We start from the raw sequence: 22,531 nt of genomic DNA, 5'->3' as shown, positions 1-22,531 counted from the left end.
CTCCGGCGTTTCAGCAGGCGGCGTGGCCGTCGTAGACGACGCGGGCGGCGGCGATCGACTCGCGGTGCCGCTCCGCCCAGCCGAGCAGGCCGTTGAGGGACTGGTACAGCTCCTTCGCCATCGGCGTGGCCTCGTACTCCACGCGCGGCGGGACCGTCGGGAAGACCGTGCGCACCAGCAGGCCGTCACGCTCGAGGTTGCGCAGGGTCAGCGTCAGCATCCGGCGGCTGATGCCCGCGACCGAGCGCTCCAGCTCGGTGAACCGCACCGGGCCGCGCGTGGCCTCCAGCAGGATGCCGATCGCCCACTTGCCGCTGATCCGGTTGATGACTTCGAGCACCGTGCAGACGTCGAGTTTCTCCGGGTCGATCTCGGTGACCTGGACAGGTACATCGATGTTCCCCTGGGACATGAAAGTGCCTCCTTCACGGCGCACCCATGGTCACACATGATGGGCACTGTTACAAGAAGTGCCCTGGAGACGACCAGGGGCAACGCTCAACTGGAGGGCCTGACATGGCCGAGAACCATCCCGTCCGATCCCGCGGCCTCGCCTTGGCGGTGCTGTGCGCGGCGTCGCTGATGGTCGTGCTCGACAGCAGCATCGTCGCGGTGGCGCTGCCCGCGATCCAGGCCGACCTCGGCTTCACGCCCGCCGGGCTCGCCTGGGTCGTCACCGCCTACCTGGTCGCCTTCGGCGGTCTGCTCCTGCTGTCGGGCCGGCTCGGCGACCTGCTCGGCCGCCGCCGGGTGTTCCTCGGCGGCCTGGGCCTGTTCACGGCCGCGTCGCTGGCGGCCGGGCTCGCCGGCAACGCGGCGGTCCTGGTCGTCTCGCGGTTCGTGCAGGGTGTCGGCGGCGCGCTCGCGTCGGCCGTGGTGCTCGGGATGATCGTCACGATGTACCCGGAGCCGCGGGCCCGGGCGAAGGCGATCGGCGTCTACAGCTTCACGCAGGCCGCGGGCGCGTCCATCGGGCTCATCGCGGGCGGCGCGCTGACCCAGGCGCTGAGCTGGCACTGGACGTTCTACGTCAACCTGCCGATCGGCGTGGTCGCACTGGTGCTGGCCGTCCGGGTGGTCGAAGCCGATCGCGGCACGGGCCTGCGGGCGGGCCTGGACGCGCTCGGCGCGGTGCTGGTCACCGCCGCGGTGATGCTGGGCGTCTACGGGATCACCTCCGCCGTCCGGGGTGCGCTGGCCGCGGCCGCCGTCCTGCTCGTCGCGTTCGTGGTGCGGCAGGCGAAGGCGCGCACGCCCCTGCTGCCGCTGCGGCTGTTCCGGATCCGCGCGGTCACCGGCGCCAACCTGGTGATGGTCCTGATGGTCGCCGGGATGCTCGGCTTCCAGTTCGTCACCGCGTTGTACCTGCAGCAGGTGCTGGGTCTCGACGCGCTGCGCACCGGCGTCGCGTTCCTGCCGGTGCCGGTGGTGATCGCGGTGGCCTCGCTCGGCTTCACGGGCCGGCTCGCGGAGCGGTTCGGGCCGCGGGCGGTCCTGCTGTCCGGCCTGGGCCTGGTGATCGCCGGCCTGCTGCTGCTCACCCGGGTTTCGGTGCACGGCAGCTACTTCACCGACGTCCTGCCGCCGTTGCTGGTGATGGGTCTCGGCGCCGGCGTGGCGATCCCCGCGTTGATGGGCCTGGCGATGACCGCCGTCGCGCCGGAGGACGCGGGGGTCGCGTCCGGCCTGATCAACACCACGCAGCAGGTGGGTGCGGCGATCGGGACGGCCGTGCTGGCGACGGTGGCCGCGTCCCGCACGGCGAGCCTGGGTTCGGCAGACCACCGCGAGGCGCTGGCGTCCGGTTTCCGGCTGGCCTACGGCACGAGCGCGGGCTTCCTGATCGCGGCGATCGCGCTCGGCGCTGCGGTACTGGCCCGGCGTCCCCGCCGGAAGGCCACCGAGCCGGAGGTCTGCGTCGCCGGTTCGGTGTGATTGGGGGGCCGACACGCGTGATTGGGGGGCCGACACGCGTGATCGGGGCGACGACACGGGTTCTCCCGGCCGTGCCGCCGTCCCGATCACGCGAGGTAGGTGCTCAAACCCCGGTGGCCCCGGCGCATCATCAGCGCGTGGTTCACGCGGAAGAGTGGCCGGGCCACCGTGTCCAGCCGCCGCAGCAGCGCCTTGCGGGCGTGGACGTCCTGGGTGATCTCCAGCAGCGTCCCCGCGCCCGTCGCGCGGACGGTGCCCGCCAGCACCCCTTCGAGGTCTCCGCTGAGCCTGACCCGCATCAGGCCCGCCCGCTCGTCCTGGTGGTCGCGGTGCATCCGGACGACCAGCCGGAACGGGAGCCGCGAGCGGCAGACCAGTTCGGCGGTGTCGTCGTCCACCCGGCGCACCGTGCGGACGTCCGACCACCACCGCGGGTAGCCGGCGAGGTCGGTGACCGCGCCGAACACCCGCTCGGGCGCGGTACCGGGTAGCAGCCAAGAGCTGCGGAACCGGTAGCGCGCGCCCATCACGGCCTCACACCGGGGCCGAGACCAGCTTCCGGCCGTCCACCGTGACGATGTCGACCGACTTCACGTCGTCGGGCGCGACCAGCGCGGACCCGTCGAGCGAGAAACCCTGGCTCTCCCACTTCTCGGACACTTTCCAGCTGCCCGCCGTGACCGCCTGGCCTTCCTTGGTCACGACCTGCAGCAGGCACTGCTCACCGGCCTTCACGCCCTTGACCGCGACGTTGACCCGGACCCAGCCCGCGAAGGGGCTCACCGACGCGGCCAGCTGCACGCCGGTCGTCGGATCCCGCCCCTCGGCGTTCTTCGTGCCGGGCACGTCCGTCGCCGGTGCGGGGATCGCGATCGGGCCGCTTTCCGAGCCGGTCTGACGTCCCACGAGCACCCCGCCGCCGAGCGCGGCCACCACCAGCACCGCCGCCGCGACCAGGGCCAGGCCCCGGCGTGACGCCGGCCGGGACGCGGTCCGCACCGGCGCCGCCGTCTCCTCTTCGCGCATCCGGCGGAGGGTCTTCTGCAGCAGCAGGTCCCCGCCTTCCGGAGGCCCGTCGAGGAACGCCTCGGGCGGTACCTCGTCGAGCGACTCGCGCAGAGCGACCAGCTCGTTCAGGTCGAACCGGCACTGGGCGCAGGTCTGCAGGTGCCTTCGTTCGAAGTCGGCCGCCTCCGCCGGGTCGAGCGCCCCGAGGGCGTACGCGCCGAGCTGCGTGTGTGTTTCGTCCACGGCGTTCACCGCGCCACCTCCGTTCCGCTTCCCGAGATCATCGAGGCTCTGAGAGCCCTGAGTGCGTAGTACGACCTTGATTTCACGGTACCCGGTGCGACGCCCAGTGTTCTCGCCGCTTCGGCCACCGTCCGTCCCCGGTAGTAGATCTCCACCAGGACCTCTCGATGTTCGTTGGACAGACCGTCCATCGCGCCGAGCACCGTCATCGAGTCGACCACGCCCTGGGCGTGGTCGCGCTCGACGGCCGGGGTCGGCACGCCTTCGGCCGGTTCGGCCACTTCCTGTGGCCGTGCCGCCCGGGCTCGCGCCCGGTCGGTGACCAGGTTGCGCGCGACGGTCAGCAACCAGCCGCGCACCGAACCCTTCCCGTCGTTCTGCAGGTCGTCTGCGTGTTTCCACGCCCGTACCAGCGTCTCCTGGACCACGTCCTCGGCTGCCGCCCGATCACCGGTCAGCCTCGTCGCGTAGGCCAGCAGGCTCCGGCCGTGTTCGGCGTAAAGCTGCCGAATCAGGTCCTCGCCTTTGGCCTTCTTAGGCCGCCTGCCTCCGATCGCCACCCTCGTCCTCCCGACGGTGTTCTGAGTCGGCGAGGACAGTACTGCAACCCGCAGCGCCACCGGCGGTGCGTGGGTCGAGCGCAGCGCGACCATGGTGTTCATCGGCTGCCCGTCCTTCCTCGTTTGCCCGGAAACCGTCAGGGTTCAGGAGCCGGCGGCGGCCGGCGCGGTGATCTTGCTGCCGTCCGGGGCGACGGCGAACCAGGTGCCGTTGACGCCCTGGCCGTTGGCCTGCCCCGGCGCCTTGTCGCCCGAGAACTCGTAGAGCGGCCAGCCGTTCAGCGTGAGCTGCTTGCTGCCGTCCTTGCGGTCCAGCGTGCCGACCTGGGTGTCCTGGATGCCCTTGAGCATCGGCGGGGCCTCCCCGGCGAGCACCGGGGGCCAGGTCGCCGCGCACTGACCGTCGCAGGTGGACGTCGGCGGCTGGGACATGTCCTTGTCGAACCGGTACAGCGTCTTGTCGGAGGCGTCCGTGACGACCGCGCCGACTCCCGCCACCGTGGCGGCGGCCAGCATCACGTGCCCGGGCTGGCCGTGTTCCGGCCCCACGGCTCCCGTGGCCATGTCGCCACAAGCCGACAGCGGGGCCACGACAGCGAATGCGGCAGCGCAGACGACGGCCGTCCGGATACGGTTCATCACGTTCTTCTCCTCGGTGAGGGCGGCACCGCCGTCCAGCGGACCTCGACATCCCAGACACGGACGCCCGGCCGAAACGGTTCAGCGGGGATTCGCGCGGTTCGGTGCCGGTTCGCGGGTGGATTGGTGTGTCCCGGTGATCGGCACGGTCTTGTCGCCGTGCGGGCGGGTTCCTAAGCTGATCACCGTCCCGCCGCCGCCCGGATGTCCACGGGAGGCCGCCGTGTCCGTGAAACCGCTCCTCTGCGTCGCGCTCCTGGCCGCGGGCTGTGCCGCGACACCGGCGCCGGCGCCCGCCTTCACGGCGTCCCTGACGTCTCCCACCGACGTGGTGCTCCACTGGCCGGACGACGACGCGGGCCACCGGGTCGAGTACGCGAACGACCCCGCCGGGCCGTGGACGACGCTGCGGTTCCTGCCGCCGCACACGACGAGCTACCACCACCCGGACCTGATCCCGGAGACGCCGTTCTACTACCGGGAGCAGCCGTTCACCGGCCCGGTGTCAGCCGAGACGACCGCGGGCGCGCCGGCGGCCACGGACGCGACGGCACTGCACGCGGTGGCCGGCGGCGACACGGTGACGTTCACCTGGGCCGACCACACGACCGGCGAAGCCGGGTTCCTGCTGGAGATCCGCCGCCCCGGCGCACCGGACTTCGACCCGGTCGAGGTGACGGACCCGGACACGACGACGTGCGCCCTGTCCACCCTCCCGGGTGAACAGGGCTCGGCCTACCGCCTCCGGGCGCTGCACTACGGGCCGCTCTCGCCCGTGGTCCACGAGACCACGGGCCAGGAGCGGTGAGGCGCCACCCGGCTTACTCGGCCGCGAGGACGTGGCGCAGGAACTCGCCCGTGTAGCTCGTCTCGACCCCGGCCACGTGCTCGGGCGTGCCCTCGGCGATCACCGTGCCACCGCCGTTGCCGCCCTCCGGGCCCATGTCGATGATCCAGTCGGACGTCTTGATCACGTCGAGGTTGTGCTCGATCACGATCACCGTGTTGCCCTTGTCCACCAGCCCGTTGATCACGCCGATCAGCTTGCTGATGTCCTCGAAGTGCAGGCCGGTGGTCGGCTCGTCGAGGATGTAGACCGTCTTGCCGGTGGAGCGCTTCTGCAGCTCGCTGGCCAGCTTCACGCGCTGCGCCTCACCACCCGACAGGGTCGGCGCGGGCTGCCCGAGGCGGACGTAACCGAGGCCGACGTCGACGAGCGTGGCCAGGTGCCGGTGGATCGCCTTGATCGGCTCGAAGAACTCGGCCGCCTCCTCGATCGGCATGTCCAGCACGTCCGAGACGGTCTTGCCCTTGTAGTGCACCTCGAGGGTCTCGCGGTTGTACCGCGCGCCCTTGCAGACCTCGCACGGGACGTAGACGTCCGGCAGGAAGTTCATCTCGATCTTGATCGTGCCGTCGCCCGCGCACGCCTCGCAGCGGCCGCCCTTGACGTTGAACGAGAACCGGCCCTGCTGGTAGCCGCGGACCTTCGCCTCGGTGGTCGCCGCGAACAGCTTGCGGACGTGGTCCCAGACGCCGGTGTAGGTGGCCGGGTTGGACCGCGGGGTCCGCCCGATCGGCGACTGGTCGACGCGCACCAGCTTGTCGACCTGGGCCAGGCCGTTGACCCGGGTGTGCCGGCCCGGCACCTGGCGGGCGCCGTTGAGCTTGTTCGCCAGCACCGTCGCGAGGATGTCGTTGACCAGCGTCGACTTGCCCGAGCCGGAGACGCCGGTGACCGAGACCAGGGCGCCGAGCGGGAACGACACGTCCAGCGCCCGCAGGTTGTGCTCACGCGCGCCCACGACGGTCAGCTGCCGCTTCTTGTCGATCGGCCGCCGGATCGCCGGGACGTCGATCTTGCGGCGCCCGGACAGATACGCCCCGGTGATCGAGTCCTTGTTCTTCAGCATCTTCTTGTACGGTCCACTGTGGACGATGTGGCCGCCGTGCTCGCCGGCGCCCGGGCCGATGTCGACCACCCAGTCGCTGGAGCGGATGGTGTCCTCGTCGTGCTCGACGACGATCAGTGTGTTGCCCAGGTTCCGCAGCCGGCTCAGCGTCTCGATCAGGCGGTGGTTGTCGCGCTGGTGCAGGCCGATCGACGGCTCGTCCAGCACGTACAGCACGCCGACCAGGCCGGAACCGATCTGGGTGGCGAGCCGGATGCGCTGTGCCTCGCCGCCGGACAGCGTCGCCGACCCGCGGTCGAGGGAGAGGTAGGTCAGGCCGACGTCGAGCAGGAAGCGCAGGCGGGCCTGGATCTCCTTGAGCACCGCACCGGCGATCATCGACTCGCGCTGCCCGAGCTCCAGCTCGTCGAGGAACTGCGACGCCTCGGCGATCGAGAGCCCGCAGACCTCGGCGATCGACATGTCGCCGCGGGTCTTGTGCTGGAGCGTGACGGCGAGGATCTCCGGCTTGAGCCGGGTGCCCTGGCAGGTCGGGCACGGCACCTCGCGCATGTAGCCCTCGTACCGCTCGCGCATGTACTCGGACTCGGTCTGCTCCTGGCGCCGCTCGAGGAACGGGATGACGCCCTCGAAGTTCGCGTAGTAGGAGCGCTGGCGGCCGTAGCGGTTCTTGTAGCGGACGTGCACCTGCTCGTCGACGCCGTGCAGCACCGCCTTCTGGGCGCGCGCGGGCAGCTTGCGCCACGGCGTGTCCATCCGGAAGCCGATGGTCTCCGACAGCGACTCGAGCAGCCGGACGAAGTAGTCGGCGCTCTGCCCGCCCGCCCACGGCGCGATCGCGCCCTGGGCCAGGGTCAGCTCGTCGTCCGGGACCACCAGCTCCGGGTCGACCTCCTTGCGGACGCCGATGCCGGTGCACACCGGGCACGCGCCGTACGGCGAGTTGAAGGAGAACGAGCGGGGCTCGAGGTCCTCGATGGCCAGCGGGTGGCCGTTGGGGCAGGCCAGGTTCTCGGAGAAGCCGCGCACGCGGTGCGGGTCGTTCTCCGGCAGGTCGACGAACTCGAGCTCGACCAGGCCGTCGGCCAGCCGCAGCGCCGTCTCGACCGAGTCGGTGAGCCGCTGCCGCGACGCCGACTTCACGCTCAGCCGGTCGACGACCACGCCGATCTGGTGCTTCTCCTGCTTCTTCAGCTTCGGCGGGTCGGTGAGCGCGTGCACCGTGCCGTCGACGACCACGCGCGCGTAACCCTGCTGCTGCAGGTTCTCGAACAGGTCGACGTACTCGCCCTTGCGCCCGCGCACGACCGGCGCGAGCACCTGGAAGCGGATGCCCTCGTCCATCTCGAGCACCTGGTCGACGATCTGCTGCGGGGTCTGCTTGCTGATGGGCTCGCCGCACTTGGGGCAGTGCGCCTTGCCGGCCCGGGCGTAGAGCAGCCGGAGGTAGTCGTAGACCTCGGTGATCGTGCCCACGGTCGAGCGCGGGTTGCGCGAGGTGGACTTCTGGTCGATCGACACCGCGGGCGAGAGGCCCTCGATGAAGTCGACGTCCGGCTTGTCCATCTGCCCGAGGAACTGACGGGCGTACGCGGACAGCGACTCGACGTACCGGCGCTGCCCTTCGGCGAAGATGGTGTCGAAGGCGAGGCTCGACTTGCCGGACCCGGACAGACCCGTGAACACGATCAGGCTGTCGCGGGGCAGGTCGAGATCCACGCCGCGGAGGTTGTGCTCGCGGGCGCCGCGAACAACGAGGCGATCAGCCACGCCAGGGTCCCTTCAGTGTCATTCTCCAGCTGCGGTTGCCGGCCCGGTCAGAGCTGCACGGGCGGCCGCCTCCATGCTACGAGCCACCACCGACAGAAACTGGTTCCGAGTCCTTGACCTGCGGTTCTTCGGGCTTCTGGTCGCGATCCCGCCGAGCGGTGAGCCACCGGTGGACCGGCCGTTCGACGCCCGCGGTGACCGCCCAGCCCGCCAGCACGGCGGCGGCCACGACCACGGGGAGCCGCAGCCAGCCGGGGACGCCGACGTTGATCAGGGCGCGCGCCAGGATGTAACCCAGTTCCTGGTGCACCAGATAAAGACCATACGAGATGCCCGCGAGCCACGTGACGGCCGGGGCGATCCGGCGCAGGCCGGGGAAGCGCCAGTCGGGGCCCCGGGCGGCGAGGCACACCAGCAGGAGCAGCACGACGAACCCGATCGTGGAGGGCCAGCGCTGGGCGTCCTGCGGCAGGGCCCGGTGGAACGGGAAGACCTGCAGGTCCTGCGCCACGCACGCGGCGACCACGAACAGCGCGACGTGCCAGTGCGCGAGCCGCTTCTTCGACCACAGCCAGAGGGCCGCGCCGATCGCGAAGACGTGCGCGCGGTGCAGGCCCAGGCCGTAGAAGACGGAGTCGACGACCTTCTGGTGCGTGCTCGGCTCCAGCGACGGCGGGACGATCGCGAACCGGATGACCAGCGGCACCAGGATCAGGGCCCACAGCAGGGCGACGGTCACCCGGTGCGTCCGCCAGGCCCGCGGCCACAGCAGCGCCGCGCAGGCGAAGGCCGCGAGCTGCACGGGGAGTGTCCAGTAGGAGCCGTCGAGGTAGTAGAACCACTCGAAGCGGTAACCCCATTCGGGGACCATGCCCAGGTTGGCGAGCAGATCGGCCCAGGTGGGGATGTACCAGGGCGAGGGGTCCGTCGGCAGGCCCTGCGGCACTCCGAAGAGGAAGCCCGTGACCCCCGGCGGGAACGGCAGCCCGCTGAAGCGGATGGCCGCGTACCGCGTCACCAGGTAGGTGACGAGCACCGCGACCAGGTAGGCGGGCACGAGGCGCGCGATCCGGTTCCACAGCCACCGGCGCGGATTGCCCTTGCGGAGGCTCGCGCAAACGAAGAACGCGGAGATCACCAGGAGGATCGCCGCCCCGAACTGCGCGGTCACCCGGAAGGGGTACCCCGTGAGTTCCGGGTGCAGAAGTGCACCCTGGTGGGTGACGTGCCCGAGGATGACGGCGAGGACCGCGACGACCCGCAGGAGATCCCAGCTGATCCGGCGTACGGCTCGCCCCGGGGTCGGCGTCGGAGTCGTCGGCACGGTCTTCCCGGGGTCGGCTTGCGGGGCTCCGGTGAGCCTACGTGCCGGGGTGAGCGGGCGCTTGTGCGGGTGGAACCGCTTGCAGGGCCCCGACTACCGTGTGCACGGTGAACATCGTGGAGACCTACACCGGGCACGTCGACCCGGGCGGCGACGCCACCCGGCGGACCCTGGACGCGCTGACCATCACCAAGCTGTCCGTCGGCCCGATGGACAACAACACGTACCTGCTGGTGTGCCGCCAGGAGAACGAAGCCCTCCTCATCGACGCGGCGAACGACCCCGAGCGCATCTCGGACCTCATCGGCCACGGCCCCGATCGGCCGGCCCTGCGCACGGTCGTCACGACCCACCAGCACCAGGACCACTGGCAGGCCCTGGGCGCGGTGGCCGGGGCGAACGGCTCGAACACCGCGGCGCATCCGCTGGACGCTTCCCCGCTGCCGGTGCCGCCGGACTTCCTGGTCGAGCACGGAGACACACTCTCGGTGGGCCAGGTCACTCTTTCGGTGATCCACCTGCGGGGTCACACACCGGGGTCGATCGCGCTGCTCTACCGGGACCCGTCGGGCCACCCGCACCTGTTCACCGGGGACTCGCTGTTCCCTGGTGGGGTGGGCCGGACGACGTCTCCCGAGGACTTCTCGTCGCTGGTGGCCGACGTGTCGTCGCGGATCTTCGACGAGCTGCCGGACGAGACGTGGTTCTACCCGGGCCACGGCGACGACTCGACGCTGGGCGCGGAGCGCCCGAAGCTCGCCGAATGGCGCGAACGCGGCTGGTGAGCAGTCGCCCAGCAGGCGGTGACGCTGGCTGCGGTGCTCTTGGGCGCCGCAGCCTCGTTCACGGCCACGACTCTCACCGAGCGCGGCAAGTGGCGCCGGGCACATTCGGTGCGGTGGGACGACAAACGGCTGAGTGCCTACAGCGAGTACGCGGTCGCCGTGAAGGCATGCGCGGAACTGTCCTACCGGATCGCGGCCGGCCGCGGCTATCCGGCTGTCGTCCGGCCGTTGGACGGCGAACCGGGGCTTCGAGAGCTCGCCGACGCCGAAACCCAGCGGGCGATGAAGTGGGAATCGGTACTGCTGCTCGGCTCACCGGCGGCAGTCGCGGCGGGGCGGGAATGGCACGACGCCGTCCGGCGCCTCAGCCGAGTGGTGACCGGCACCGACGTGTGTCTCGAAGACTTCGCTGTCTCCTCCGAGGCGGTCAGCCTTCGGCGTGATGCTTTCTACGAGCACGCGCGAGCCGATCTCGGGATCGGGAAGGGGCAGCTCCCCAAGGCGGACCACGAGTGGCTGCCCCCGGCGGGCGGGGACCGTCGTTCCTGACAAGCTCCAGCAACGGCGCTCCGGCCGGGACAGCGCTCGACACGTTCGGAGCAGCCGGGTAACGGTTCCGGACCGAGGGCAACTCACCGGACGAACCGGACGTCTCCCGCATACCCAGCGCTGGGACTTCCACCGGTTCACACCCGCCAGGAGGCCCTTCATGTCCAGACCCGTCCGACGTGCGCTCGCCGCCGTCGTCCTGTTGCTCGCCGGTACCGCCACCGCGACCGCCGCGGCCGCACCCGCCGGTGCCGCCACCACCCTTCCCGCCCTGACGAACATCCGGACCGGCGTCAACCCCGGCTTCGACCGGGTGGTCCTCGACCTCACCGCCGGATCCGCGCCCGGCGTCAGCTACCAGCTCGTCGACGAGCTCACCGCCGACCCGACCGGGGACATCGTGTGGCTCACCGGGGAGTACTTCGTCAACGTCTCCGCGACGCCCGCCGCCGCGCACGACGACGCCGGCGCGCCCACCTATCCCGGGCCGCAGAAGTTCCGGACGCGGAACCTGCGCAACGTCATGGCCGTCGCCGTCACCGGGGACTTCGAGGGGCACCTGACCGTCGGGCTCGGCGTGCGGTCGCGGACCACGGTGAACGTCTTCACGCTCACCGCGCCCAACCGCGTCGTGATCGACGTCGCCAGCTGAAGCGAGGGGCAGGCCCCGTCAGCGCTCGTACGGGGTCTTCTCCCCCGCCTCCACCTCGAAGGCCAGGTGGTTGCCCGCCGGGGGCAGGGGGCACGTCGCGAAGTCCGTGAACGCGCACGGCAGGTTGACCGCGCGGTTGAAGTCCAGCGTCACCGTGCCGTCGGCGGCCGGCGCGCCCACCGGCAGCGAGCGGTTGGCGGCGTACGTCGTCACGCCGCTCGTCCCGTCGGTGAACAGGATGCTGAAGCCGCCTTCCTTGCCGTTGAACGCGGTCAGCGTGTGCGACGCGCCGTCGTGCTCGAAGTGGACCAGGCCCGGCGCCGTGTAGACGTGGCTCAGGCCCTCGACCACCGCGCCGACCGTGGTGGGCCGCGGCTCGTCGAACGGCTCGAACCGGCCGTCGAGCACCCAGGACGGCGACGGCTCGTAGGCCGGGACGCCGTGGAAGGCGCGCAGCACCTCGGCCTTCGGGTCGTGCACCCGGATCAGGTACCCCGAGCGCCGGGCCACCTCGATCTCGACGTCACCGGACAGCACCCGGGTGCCCGCGCCGCTGTTGACCAGCTCGAACCGGCGGACGTCCGTGATCGGCTCGCCTTCGTGGGTCAGCGAAGCGCCGGCCGGGTCGACGTACGCCGCGTCGGCGTCCTGCCACCAGCGGCCGGGGATGCCGGGGTACTCGCGCGGGGAATCGGTCAGCCAGTCCAGCGACACCAGCGCCAGCCAGCCGTGCGGCTCGGCGAGGTCCGACTCGCGCCGGGTCTTCCAGTCCTGCCACTCGCTCGTGAACGTGCTCATCGCTGGCCCTTCCCGTCGGTTACAACGGTGCCAACCCGTCGTCGTCCTCGCTATTCCACGTCCCAGCATCCGGACGGATCCGCAGCCAGCCGATCTCGAGGCCGCCCCCGGCCGCCACGAAGACCTGCCGGAACACCGCCGGGTCCAGGTCTTGCTCGCCTTCGCCGGCGACGGCCGTGTAGAACCGGTCGGACACGATCAGCACCTGGTCCTCCTCCGGCGCCGCCGCGGACGCCGCCTTCAGCTCGTCCGAATCACACAGCCAGGACGACAACGCGATCGCGGCGCCGCCGAAGTGCGGCGGGCGCAGCACGACGTCGCCGTGGTCGATCGCCAGCCGCAGGCGCAGCCGGCCGAACTGGGCGAGGTGGCGGTTGCGGCTCCCCAGCGCCTCGTCCACCAGGCCGACCAGCCCGGTCGCGACCCACCGCGACGGCACCGTCGGCGGGATGACCAGCGTCGTGTTGTCCCCCTCCGGCCGCCGGAACCAGGTCGGGGTCCGGTAGGGCACCGGCACACCGTCGAACACGTCGTCCAGCACCGCGTCGAGGGTGACGCCGAGGTGCACCGAACGCGCGGTCCGCCCGCGGCTCGGCGCGACGATCCCGATCCGGACGACGGTCGCGGACACCGGGACGGTGCGCATGGGCTCCTCAGTCCTCCCGAGGGTCGAAAGACCGATCGAAAGCCCACTGCAGGCCGTAGCTCAGGCCCTGGTGCAGCCCGTGGAACTCGAGGCCCACCTCGCCGACCCGGTTGATCGTCAGCGCGTCGCCCGAGTCGACGCCGTCGTCGATCACCCGGCCCGGCACGCCGTTGAGCCGCCACACCCGCGACGGCGGGTCGGCGCGGTCGAAGCGGACGCGGACCGAGAACTTCTCGCAGCGGCGCAACGGCGTGAGGACGTAGTACGGCCGCAACGACGTCCGTTGCGGCGCGAACCGGATGCCGTACTCGTGGCGCTGGCCCAGCCGCAACGGGCTGGGCAGCCGCATGATGAACTGCGCGTGGCTCGCCGAAACCTGCTTCGCCTCGACGACCTCGCCGCCGAAGAGCACGTCGGCGCTGATGTCGGGCACCGGGTCGCTGCCGGGCACGGCCGGGACGCTGAACGAGAGGACCAGCTCGTCGAGCTCGTCGACCTCCGCGACGATCCGGCGCTCCTCCTGCAGGTCCGGCGGGTCGCGGTCGAGCCGGACCATCGCCTTCATCGACTCGACGTACCAGCCGGCGAGCGGGTGCAGGTCCCGGTTCTGGTCGGGCGCGCCGAGCAGCTCGTCGAGCCGGCGGAACGCGAGGTCGATGCGGCGGCGCGCGGTGCGCGGGTCCCGGTCCAGCACGCTGGCCAGCCAGAAGATCCGCCGGTCCAGGAACTCCCCGGCCGCCTCCTCGTGCAGGCCGAGCGCCGCCAGCGCGGCCAGCCGCAGGTCCGCGGGCAGCCGCCCGCACAGTTCGGTGAGCCGCAGCACGAGCTTGTGCCGCGCGGCGGCGGGCTGGTCGGTATCGGCGATCTCGCACGCCGCCCGCAGGCACGGCCCGATCCGCTGGTGCAGATCGGTGGCGTCCAGGCCGCGGCCGCGGCGCAGCTCGTTCAGCTCGCGCACGAACGGGAAGGAGTTCTCCGCCGTCACCCGGCCCTCCTCCTTTGCTGCGGCAGAAAGAGAGTCGCAGGACGGCTCATCACGTTACCAGCGACGGTTCCGTTCCGGAATGACAGATGGGGGACATTCTTTCCCCGTGAATAGCCCGGCCGGTCGACCCCCCACGAGCCGGCCGGCCGGGCCGCACCGCGGGTGCGTCAGTTCGCGCCGAAGATCAGCGCCCAGATCGAGTGGCTCTCCATCACACACCTCCTCATCGCTGCACCCAGGACGAGGCGGGGGCCGGTGCCGCCGGTGCCACCGCGGTCCCGGAGGCCACCAGCAATCCCGCGACGACGCCGGCTGCGAACGCGGCGGAAACGGATTTCACCAGGGTCCGGATTTTGCAGTAGACGTTCACGACAAGCACTCCCCCGAGCCTCGCTCAAAAACGGAATCCGGCCGGTGGCATCTCTTTTCTTTTCCGGCCGATCCCAGAATGGCGCGCGGAGGACGAGCTTCAGATGCCCGTTGTCACGGGCCTTGTGTGCCGTTTGGCTCAGAACGGGCCAGGGCGCGCAGGACGTGCATCCGGCGGATGAGGACGCGCTTCCGGCCGGTCTCGACGATGCCCCGCTCCCGCAGGACGGCGAGCGCCCGCGCGACGGTCCGGCGCGCCGCGCCGACCTGGCTCGCCATGTCCTCCTGCGAAAATCCCGCCTCGATGACGATGCCCTCCGGCACCGTACGGCCGTGCTCCTCGGCCAGCCGCACCAGGTGGACCGCGACCCGGTGGCTCACGTCGTAGGCCGCCGAGGCGACGCGCGCGTTCTCGGCGGCTCGCAGCCGCACGGCGACGGTCTTGATCGTCGCGATGGCGATCTCGGGCCGGGCCCGCAGCGCGGCGAGGAACTGGGCGCCGGTGAACTGGACGACCTGGCACGGTTCCATGGCGCGGCACGACACCGTGCGCGCCCAGCCGTTGATGGCCGCCAGTTCACCCAGTACCTCGCCGGGGCCGCGCAGGCCGAAGAGCACCTCGCGGCCGTCCTCGACGATCTTCGAAATCCGCACCCAGCCCGAGACCAGGACGTGCACGTGGTCGGACGGGTCGCCTTCCATGAGCACGTAGTCGTCGGCGCGGAAGCGACGCCGGACGCCCTGGGCGAGCAGGTACTCGCGATCGGCGTCGGCGAGGTAGGCCAGGAGCGCCCCCTCGGCGTGGTCGTCGTGCCCCGTCATGGCTCCCCTCCGGATTTCCACCGTAACCCGGCGTGGTGGCCCGAAGCGAGGGCAAGACGACCGGTAGGGTCGCCGCCGTGGCGAGCGAGGACGGACCGGCCGTGGAGATCTACACCGACGGCGCGTGCAGCGGGAACCCCGGCCCCGGGGGCTGGGGTGCGGTGCTGACCTACGGCAAGCACGAGCGCGAGCTGTACGGCGGTGAGGCCACCCCGACGACGAACAACCGGATGGAGCTGACCGCGCCGATCCGGGCGTTGGAGAGCCTGAAGCGCCCGTCCCAGGTCCGCGTGTTCACCGACAGCACGTACGTGCGCAACGGCATCACGCAGTGGCTGCCCCGCTGGAAGAGCAACGGCTGGAAGACGGCGGCGCGCGAGCCGGTCAAGAACGCGGACCTGTGGCAGCGCCTCGACGAGGCCGTCCGCGAGCACGAGGTCGAGTGGCTCTGGGTGAAGGGCCACGCGGGCCTGCCGGGCAACGAGCGCGCGGACCGCCTCGCGGTGCGCGGCGCCCAGGAAGCCCGCGAGAGCGGCAAGCCGGTCAACGGCGGCTAGTCCACAAAGGACGGCCGTCACGGCCGGGCCCGGCCGTGGCACACTTTGCCGATGCCTCCCGCTCCGTGCCCGTGCGGCCTCGCCGAGTCCTACGTCGCCTGCTGCGGCCGGTTCCACGACGGCGGCCTGGCGGCACCGACCGCCGAACTGCTGATGCGGTCCCGGTTCAGCGCCTTCGCCGTCGGCGACCCGGCTTACCTGCTGCGCACCTGGCACCCGGACACCCGGCCGCGGAAGCTGGCGCTCGATCCGGGCCAGGAATGGACCCGGCTGGAGATCCTCGCCCGCACCGGCGGCGGCCTGCTGCACACCGAAGGCACGGTCGAGTTCCGCGCGCACTACCGCCACCGGGGCCGCGACGCCTTCATGGAGGAGAACAGCCGCTTCCGCCGCGAAGACGGCCAGTGGGTCTACCTCGACGCGGAGGCCTGAGGCAGCGCGGAGGGGCCCGGCCATCGTGGGCGGGCTCCTGGTCGGCGGGCCCTCCAGCAGCTGAACAGGCCGCACACCGTCACGGCCGAAATCGGCAGTCTCGCCGGCCAAGAGGTGTTCGGCCCGGCACGGTCGTCGACGTGCATGCGAAGCTCGCCGACGGCACCGGCTCGAGGTGGTCGCACCCTTCGGGGCCGATCGCGAAAGCCTGGGGCCGGGCCGATGTTCCGCTGAGCGGGGCACGCCGCCCGGAGCCGCCCGGGTCTGGCCAATCGGGCAAACGCCCCTGTTCCCGGAGTGATCGGACCGCTACTATCGTCCGCAATTGTTAGGAAAGTTCCCTAACGATGGTCACCTTTCCTCGCCGCCGCGGTGCCTAGGAGGCGCGCTAGTGAGTCATCGGCAAAGAAGAACTCTACGGCTGTTGGCGGCGGTCACGCTGGCCGTCGCGGTGAGCGGGGCCTCCGTCCCGGCGGCCAGCGGCCAGGAAGCGGCGAAAGCCACGGTCGCCGCGGCCGGGCCGGCCACCGCGGTCCCCGGTTTCCTGATCCAGACCTCGGCCCAGGTCAGCGACGATTCGGCGGTCTCGAAGCCGGGCTTCAACACCGCCGGCTGGTACCCGGTCGGCCCGCGCTCGACCGTCTACGCCGGCCTGCTGGCCAACGGCAAGTACGCCGACCCGTTCTACTCGACGAACATGAAGAACGTGCCGACCGCGGACTTCAAGGTCCCGTGGTGGTACCGCACCGACCTCACCGTCACCGACACCACCCAGCGCACCTACCTCGACTTCAGCGGCGTGCTGTCCAAGGCCGACGTCTGGGTCAACGGGACGAAGATCGCGGACAAGGCGCAGGTCACCGGCGCCTACACCCGCCAGGACCTGGACATCACCGCGCAGGTCAAGGCGGGCACGAACAGCGTCGCGTTCAAGGTCTACCCGAACGACCCCGACAAGGACCTGTCGATGGGCTGGATCGACTGGGCGCAGACCCCGCCGGACCAGAACATGGGCATCGTGCGGGACGTCCTCGTGCGCCGCAGCGGGCCGGTCGCGTTGCGCGGCGGCCACGTCGTCACGAAGCTGAACGGGACGACGCACGCCGACCTGACGGTCAAGGCCGACGTCCGCAACGACTCGGCCGCCGCGGTCTCGGCGACGGTGTCCGGCACGGTCGCCGGGCGGGCGATCAGCCAGGCGGTTTCCCTGGCGGCCAAGGAGAAGAAGACCGTCACGTTCCCGGTCGTCGGGATCGACAACCCGCAGGTGTGGTGGCCGGCCGGGATGGGTGGGCAGCCGCTCTACGACCTCGACCTGACCGCGAGCGTTGGCGGCGCGGCGTCGGACTCCTCCCACGAGAGCTTCGGCGTGCGCGAGGTCAAGGCGCCGAAGAACTCGAGCGGCGGCCGGTCGTACACGATCAACGGGCGTCCGCTGCTGATCAAGGGCGGCGGCTACTCGCCGGACCTGTTCCTGCGCTGGAACCAGCAGTACGCGGCGGACAAGCTCGCCTACGTCAAGAACCTCGGGCTCAACACCGTGCGCCTGGAGGGGCACATCGAGCCCGACGAGTTCTTCGACCTCGCCGACCGGATGGGCGTGCTGACGCTGCCCGGCTGGGAGTGCTGCGACAAGTGGGAGGGCCAGGTCAACGGCAGCGAAAAGGGTGACCCCTGGACCGCCGCCGACTACCCGGTCGCGAAGGCGTCGATGACCGCAGAGGCCGAGCGGCTGCGCGACCACCCGAGCGTCATCTCGTTCCTGATCGGCAGTGACTTCGCGCCCGACGCGACGATCGAGAAGAACTACCTCGACGCGCTGACCGACGCGGACTGGCCCACTCCGGTGGTCCCGGCCGCGTCGGCGAAGTCGTCGCCGCAGCTCGGCGCGTCCGGCATGAAGATGAACGGGCCGTACGACTACGTCCCGCCGAACTACTGGTACGACAAGGCGCACAGCGACCTGGGCGGCGCGTGGGGTTTCAACTCCGAAACCAGCGCCGGGCCGGACATCCCGACGATGGACACGCTCAAGCGGATGATGTCGCCGAGCGAGCTGGACACGTTGTGGAAGAGCCCGTCGACCGCGCAGTACCACCGGTCGTCGTCCTCGACGTTCGCCAACCTGAAGCTCTTCGGCGACGCTCTCACCGGCCGCTACGGCAAGCCGGCGAGCCTCGACGACTTCGTCCGGAAAGCGCAGCTGGCGCAGTACGAGAACGTCCGCGCCGAGTTCGAGTCGCACTCGCGCAACTTCAGCGACAGCTCGAACCCGTCGACCGGGATCATCTACTGGATGCTCAACAGCGGCTGGACGTCGCTGCACTGGCAGCTGTTCGACGCCTACCTCGACCAGAACGGCTCCTACTTCGGGGCCAAGAAGGCGAACGAGCCGCTGCACATCCAGTACTCGTACGACAACAAGTCCGTCGTGGTGGTCAACCACAACCACGACGCGGCGTCGAACCTGACCGCGTCGGTCAAGCTGTACAACCTCGACGGGACGGAGAAGTACAACCAGTCGAAGACGCTCTCGGTCGGCGGTGACGGTGCCAAGACCACCGCGCTGACCATCGGCTCGGTGAGCGGCCTGTCGACGACGTACCTGGCGAAGCTGGTCCTCACCGACTCCTCGGGCAAGGAGGTCAGCCGCAACGTCTACTGGCTGTCCACCAAGGCCGACACGCTCGACTGGGACAACAGCGACTGGTACTACACGCCGACGACGTCGTACGCGGACCTGTCCGGGCTGACCGGCCTGGGCCAGGTCGCGGTGGACACCACCGCGAACTCGACGGCGAACTCCGACGGCACCACGACCACCAAGGTGACGCTGAAGAACAGCTCTGCCGGCAAGGTGCCGGCGTTCTTCGTCGACGCGCACGTCCTCGGTGCGGCGGGCGCGCCGGTGCTGCCGGTGACGTGGACCGACAACCAGGTCAGCCTCTGGCCCGGCGAGTCGGCCACGCTGACCGCGACGTACCGGACCGCGGACCTCAAGGGCGCCAAGCCGTCCGTGCGGGTCGCGGGCTGGAACACGGGCACGAAGACGGTGCCGGCGGACGGCACCGCGGGCCCCGGTCCGGGCAACCCCGTCGACTACGAAGCCGAGGACGCCACGATCACCAGCGGTGTCGCGGAGTCGAACCACGCCGGCTTCACCGGCAGCGGGTTCGTCAACTACGACAACGCGACCGGGAGCGCGGTGGAGTTCTCCGTGAACGCGGCCGCCGCCGGCCCCGCCGACGTCGTCCTGCGGTACGCCAACGGCACGACGGTGAACCGCCCGATGGACGTCTCGGTGAACGGCACGAAGGTGGCGTCCGCGCTGGCCTTCGGCGGCACCGGGAACTGGGACACCTGGCAGACGGTCACGATCCACGTGACGCTGACCGCCGGGGTGAACAAGATCAAGACGACCGCGACGACCGCCAACGGCGGCCCGAACGTCGACAAGATCACCGTCTAGCCCAAGTCCGTGAATGGCCCATTGAGAGACTTAGAGTCCCTCAATGGGCCATTCACGGCATTAGAGGGTGTCCCAGAGCAGGCGCTGGGCGCGGTCCGGGTCGGCGACCGTGGTGGAGACGTCGTCGAAGAGGCGCGTGACGCGGTCTGTCGGCGTGTAGCGCGGCCAGCCCGGGTCGCCTGTGGTGATGAACCGGATCCAGGCGCTGGACATCTCCGTGGCCAGGGCCTGGAAACGCTCGGTCGGACGGGTGCGACCCGCGAAGAGGAACCGCCAGTTCTTGTTGTCGATGTCGTCGAACACCAGCGGCAGGTCGAGTCCGTGCGGCGCGCCCAGGCCACGGCCTCGGGGCGCGATCCGCCAGTCCAGCCGGTACATCCAGGCGTCCGGCTGCTTCTCGGCGAACCGGATCGCCGGGATCCACCAGTCCCCCGCGGTCAGCGCGCGGTTGCGGACCTGGTCCTCGGGCCAGTCGAGCAGCTCGGTGTACGCCGCGACGGCCTTTTCGACCTCGGCAGGCTCCAGCATCGTCGAGCCGACGCCGAGGAGCTTCGCGCCGCCCGACTGGAGCCAGCTGAACAGGTCTTCTTCGTCGGCCGTCGTCCCGATGAGCAGCGGGACGTCGCGGACGGCTTCCAGCGGGCGTTCGGGCAGCAGCTCGTCCCCGACGACCACCCGATAAGTCACCTTGGTCCCCGAGACGGCCGAAACCCGTTGCTGCGCCTCGAGAATCCGCTTCACCGGCAACGTCGCCAGGTCCGCAGGCGAAGCGTCCAGTTCCTTGAGGACAGCCGACGCGACCGCCGCGCCCTCGTCCGGGGTGTGCACCACCGCGCCGACGCCAGTGCCGCTCTGCACGATCGCCCGCCGGACCAGGCCGTCCGTGGCGGGCACGGCCAGCAGCGTCCCGACCGTGCGGCCGCCGTTGGACTGCCCGGCCAGCGTCACCCGCGCCGGGTCGCCGCCGAATGCGGAGACGTTGTCCCGCACCCATTCCAGCGCGGCGACCTGGTCGCGCAGCGAGAGGTTCGAGTCGGCGACCCCGGGCAGGTGCAGCATGCCGAGCACACCCAGCCGGTAGGCGACGGTCACCACGACGACCCCGCGCCGGGCGTACGCCGACCCGTCGAACTGGTGCGGCGCGCCCATCACGCCACCACCGCCGTGGATCCACACCAGCACCGGGTACGGGCCGGGCGTGTCCGGCGCGTAGACGTTGACGTAAAGGCAGTCCTCGTCGCCGGTGAAACCGCGGCCGGTCAGCTCGGGCTGCGGCGCGCGCGGCGCCCACGTCGTCGCGTCCCGCACCCCGGTCCAGGGCGTCACGGGCCGCGGCGCGCGGAACCGCAGCTCCGCCACCGGCGGCGCGGCGTACGGCACGCCGAGGAACGTCCTGACCCCGTCCTTGACGGACCCGCGCACCGCGCCACCCGTGATCTCTGCCGTCGTCACGGGTCCAGCCTAGGCGCCGGCCGGCCAGGTCACCTGCGGCGACTTGTAGTACTTGATCCCCAGCAGCTTCCAGAGGGGCCCCTGGGTGGCGAGCCGCTTCGAGAACGCCGTCCAGTCGTGGGTGCTCTGCGGTGACCACCCGAGCTCGGCGATCGCCGCCAGCCGCGGGAACGCCAGGTACTCGAGGTCCGCGCTGGTCGTCACCGTCTCCGTCCACAGTGGAGCTTCGACGCCCGCGACGGCGGACTCGGCGACGCCGGAGAGGTAGGCGCCCGGGTTCCAGTCGTAGGCCTTCTTGACCTCGACGAGCCCGGCCCAGTCCTGCCCGACCGGCGAGCTCGACGTGTACTTCATGTCGAGGTAGGCGTGGTTGGCCGGCGACAGCACGAGCTTCGTGCCGTTCCTGGCCGCCGCCGTCACCGCGCTGTTGCTCGTCGTGGTGTCCCAGAACTGGGCGACGGTCCCGGGCGCCGGGGTCGCGTTGACGACTTCGTGCCAGGCCAGCGCGCTCTTCCCGTGCGCGGCGGCGATCTGCTGGACGCGGTTCATGAACGCCTTGTAGTCGGCCGGCTTCGTCGACTGCGCCTCGTCGCCGCCGATGTGCAGGTACTTGCCCGGCGTCAGCGCGGCGAGCTGGCCGAGGACGGCGTCGAGGAACGTGTAGGTGATCTCCTTCGACGTGCACAGCGAGCTGAACCCGACGTCGGTGCCGGTGTAGAGCGGGCGCGCCTTGCCGTCGCAGTTCAGCTCGGCGTAGGAGGCCAGCGCGGCGTTCGTGTGGCCCGGCAGGTCGATCTCCGGCACGACCGTGATGTACCGCGCCTGGGCGTACGCGACGATCGCGGCGTAGTCGGCCTGCGTGTAGTAACCGCCCGGGCCGCCGCCGACCTGGGTGCTGCCGCCGTAGGTGGCGAGGCGCTCCCAGCCGTTGATCACGATCCGCCAGCCCTGGTCGTCGGCCAGGTGCAGGTGCAGCGTGTTGACCTTGTACCGGGCGAGCTGGTCGACGTACCGCTCCACCTGGGCGACGGTGAAGAAGTGCCGGGCGACGTCGAGCATCGCGCCGCGGTAGCCGAACCGCGGCTGGTCGGTGACCCGGCCGCCGGCCAGCACCCACGGCCCCGCCGTCACCGTGGAGCCCTGCGCGGTCGGCGGGAGCAGCTGCAGCAGCGTCTGGACGCCGGCGAACAGGCCCGCGGCCTGCCGGGCCCGCACGACCACGCCGGACGCCGTGACGTCGAGCTGGTAGCCCTGGTCACCTACCGAATCCGGTGCGCCGGAAAGCAGCAGCCGAACGCCGTCGGTGCCCGACGGCGGGGAGTGCACCGGGATCGCGTAGCCGGTGGACCGGCGCAGGGTCGTCGCGAGCTGGTCGCCGATCGCGGCGACGTCGGCGGAGATCGCGACGCCAGAGCCGAGGGTGAACGTCACCCCGCTCGCCGGGACCGCGCTCGCCGGTGCCGGGACGACACCGCTGAACGGGACGGGCGCGGCCGAGGCCGTCGACACGCCACCCGCCAGCGCCGAAGCCGTCAGCGCGGCCACCAGGCCGAGCCGCAGCACACGTCTTGTCCGTGAGACCGCCATCAAAACCCTCCATGATCGGACGAAACGGATCAGGCA

The 22,531-nt window shown here is 71.0% G+C and carries 21 protein-coding genes; 8 read left to right on the top strand and 13 right to left on the bottom strand.

Translation table 11 applies throughout. The features are described 5' to 3' along the window. Window positions 1–10: 10 nt before the first annotated feature. A complete protein-coding gene (locus tag ACIOD2_RS36310; RefSeq protein WP_400548717.1) occupies window positions 11–412 on the bottom strand; it encodes a winged helix-turn-helix transcriptional regulator in 402 nt (133 codons plus the stop codon). Window positions 413–516: 104 nt separating this feature from the next. Between ACIOD2_RS36310 and ACIOD2_RS36305 the strand changes: the two genes are divergently transcribed. Beyond that, window positions 517–1,935: an MFS transporter gene (locus ACIOD2_RS36305; protein ID WP_400548714.1), complete on the top strand. Its 1,419-nt coding sequence runs from the start codon at window positions 517–519 to the stop codon at window positions 1,933–1,935. Window positions 1,936–2,021: 86 nt separating this feature from the next. Here the strand turns inward: ACIOD2_RS36305 and ACIOD2_RS36300 are convergent, their stop codons facing one another. The 4 genes from ACIOD2_RS36300 to ACIOD2_RS36285 form a co-directional block, all read right to left on the bottom strand. After that, window positions 2,022–2,462, bottom strand: a complete 441-nt coding sequence (locus tag ACIOD2_RS36300; RefSeq protein ID WP_400548711.1) for an SRPBCC family protein — start codon at window positions 2,460–2,462, stop codon at window positions 2,022–2,024. Between the two features lie 7 nt (window positions 2,463–2,469). Further along, entirely contained in the window at window positions 2,470–3,195 is a 726-nt protein-coding gene (locus ACIOD2_RS36295; protein WP_400548708.1) for an anti-sigma factor family protein, read from the bottom strand. After that, entirely contained in the window at window positions 3,192–3,746 is a 555-nt protein-coding gene (locus ACIOD2_RS36290) for a sigma-70 family RNA polymerase sigma factor (RefSeq protein ID WP_323331623.1), read from the bottom strand. Before ACIOD2_RS36290 ends, ACIOD2_RS36295 begins: the two co-directional genes overlap by 4 nt. Window positions 3,747–3,890: 144 nt before the next feature. Continuing rightward, on the bottom strand, window positions 3,891–4,385 hold the full coding sequence (locus ACIOD2_RS36285) for a hypothetical protein (RefSeq protein WP_400548941.1): 495 nt from the start codon (window positions 4,383–4,385) through the stop codon (window positions 3,891–3,893). A gap of 223 nt (window positions 4,386–4,608) precedes the next feature. Between ACIOD2_RS36285 and ACIOD2_RS36280 the strand changes: the two genes are divergently transcribed. Then, the gene (locus ACIOD2_RS36280) at window positions 4,609–5,193 is read left to right on the top strand and encodes a fibronectin type III domain-containing protein (protein WP_400548705.1); all 585 of its coding nucleotides are present in this window, start codon (window positions 4,609–4,611) and stop codon (window positions 5,191–5,193) included. 13 nt (window positions 5,194–5,206) lie between these two features. On the opposite strand, the gene uvrA is transcribed toward ACIOD2_RS36280, so the two are convergent. Both uvrA and ACIOD2_RS36270 read right to left on the bottom strand, forming a co-directional pair. Beyond that, window positions 5,207–8,068: an excinuclease ABC subunit UvrA gene (gene uvrA, locus ACIOD2_RS36275; RefSeq protein WP_400548702.1), complete on the bottom strand. Its 2,862-nt coding sequence runs from the start codon at window positions 8,066–8,068 to the stop codon at window positions 5,207–5,209. A 76-nt stretch (window positions 8,069–8,144) separates the two neighbouring features. Then, a complete protein-coding gene (locus tag ACIOD2_RS36270) occupies window positions 8,145–9,392 on the bottom strand; it encodes an acyltransferase family protein (protein WP_400548699.1) in 1,248 nt (415 codons plus the stop codon). 107 nt (window positions 9,393–9,499) lie between these two features. Between ACIOD2_RS36270 and ACIOD2_RS36265 the strand changes: the two genes are divergently transcribed. The 3 genes from ACIOD2_RS36265 to ACIOD2_RS36255 all read left to right on the top strand — a co-directional run bounded on the left by ACIOD2_RS36265 (window position 9,500) and on the right by ACIOD2_RS36255 (window position 11,378). Beyond that, window positions 9,500–10,177: an MBL fold metallo-hydrolase gene (locus ACIOD2_RS36265; protein ID WP_400548696.1), complete on the top strand. Its 678-nt coding sequence runs from the start codon at window positions 9,500–9,502 to the stop codon at window positions 10,175–10,177. A gap of 18 nt (window positions 10,178–10,195) precedes the next feature. Continuing rightward, window positions 10,196–10,726 (top strand): hypothetical protein, encoded by a 531-nt coding sequence (locus ACIOD2_RS36260; protein ID WP_400548693.1) that lies wholly within the window; start codon window positions 10,196–10,198, stop codon window positions 10,724–10,726. A gap of 160 nt (window positions 10,727–10,886) precedes the next feature. After that, window positions 10,887–11,378, top strand: coding sequence for a hypothetical protein (locus ACIOD2_RS36255; RefSeq protein WP_400548690.1), 492 nt, complete (start codon window positions 10,887–10,889; stop codon window positions 11,376–11,378). A gap of 18 nt (window positions 11,379–11,396) precedes the next feature. On the opposite strand, the gene ACIOD2_RS36250 is transcribed toward ACIOD2_RS36255, so the two are convergent. From ACIOD2_RS36250 to ACIOD2_RS36235, 4 genes are all read right to left on the bottom strand, one after another. Next, the gene (locus ACIOD2_RS36250; protein WP_400548687.1) at window positions 11,397–12,176 is read right to left on the bottom strand and encodes a DUF1684 domain-containing protein; all 780 of its coding nucleotides are present in this window, start codon (window positions 12,174–12,176) and stop codon (window positions 11,397–11,399) included. 19 nt (window positions 12,177–12,195) lie between these two features. Beyond that, a complete protein-coding gene (locus ACIOD2_RS36245) occupies window positions 12,196–12,822 on the bottom strand; it encodes a hypothetical protein (RefSeq protein ID WP_400548684.1) in 627 nt (208 codons plus the stop codon). Window positions 12,823–12,829: 7 nt separating this feature from the next. Continuing rightward, a complete protein-coding gene (locus ACIOD2_RS36240) occupies window positions 12,830–13,807 on the bottom strand; it encodes a hypothetical protein (protein ID WP_400548681.1) in 978 nt (325 codons plus the stop codon). A gap of 483 nt (window positions 13,808–14,290) precedes the next feature. After that, the gene (locus ACIOD2_RS36235; RefSeq protein ID WP_400548678.1) at window positions 14,291–14,998 is read right to left on the bottom strand and encodes a Crp/Fnr family transcriptional regulator; all 708 of its coding nucleotides are present in this window, start codon (window positions 14,996–14,998) and stop codon (window positions 14,291–14,293) included. Between the two features lie 77 nt (window positions 14,999–15,075). Between ACIOD2_RS36235 and rnhA the strand changes: the two genes are divergently transcribed. The 3 genes from rnhA (at window position 15,076) to ACIOD2_RS36220 (ending at window position 19,456) form a co-directional block, all read left to right on the top strand. Beyond that, window positions 15,076–15,555 carry a ribonuclease HI gene (gene rnhA, locus ACIOD2_RS36230; RefSeq protein ID WP_323331160.1) on the top strand — a complete coding sequence of 160 codons (480 nt, stop codon included), beginning with the start codon at window positions 15,076–15,078 and terminating at the stop codon, window positions 15,553–15,555. Between the two features lie 51 nt (window positions 15,556–15,606). Then, entirely contained in the window at window positions 15,607–15,987 is a 381-nt protein-coding gene (locus ACIOD2_RS36225) for a YchJ family protein (RefSeq protein WP_400548674.1), read from the top strand. A gap of 391 nt (window positions 15,988–16,378) precedes the next feature. Continuing rightward, window positions 16,379–19,456 carry a glycosyl hydrolase 2 galactose-binding domain-containing protein gene (locus ACIOD2_RS36220; RefSeq protein WP_400548671.1) on the top strand — a complete coding sequence of 1,026 codons (3,078 nt, stop codon included), beginning with the start codon at window positions 16,379–16,381 and terminating at the stop codon, window positions 19,454–19,456. A gap of 60 nt (window positions 19,457–19,516) precedes the next feature. Here the strand turns inward: ACIOD2_RS36220 and ACIOD2_RS36215 are convergent, their stop codons facing one another. Together ACIOD2_RS36215 and ACIOD2_RS36210 are read right to left on the bottom strand one after the other, a co-directional pair. Next, a complete protein-coding gene (locus ACIOD2_RS36215; RefSeq protein WP_400548668.1) occupies window positions 19,517–20,908 on the bottom strand; it encodes a carboxylesterase/lipase family protein in 1,392 nt (463 codons plus the stop codon). A 9-nt stretch (window positions 20,909–20,917) separates the two neighbouring features. After that, window positions 20,918–22,495 (bottom strand): beta-N-acetylhexosaminidase, encoded by a 1,578-nt coding sequence (locus tag ACIOD2_RS36210; protein ID WP_400548665.1) that lies wholly within the window; start codon window positions 22,493–22,495, stop codon window positions 20,918–20,920. Window positions 22,496–22,531 lie beyond the last annotated feature (36 nt).

The organism is Amycolatopsis sp. NPDC088138, assembly GCF_044741685.1.
In the GTDB taxonomy this organism is placed as follows: Bacteria; Actinomycetota; Actinomycetes; order Mycobacteriales; family Pseudonocardiaceae; genus Amycolatopsis.
This window is presented reverse-complemented; position numbering and strand designations above follow the sequence as displayed.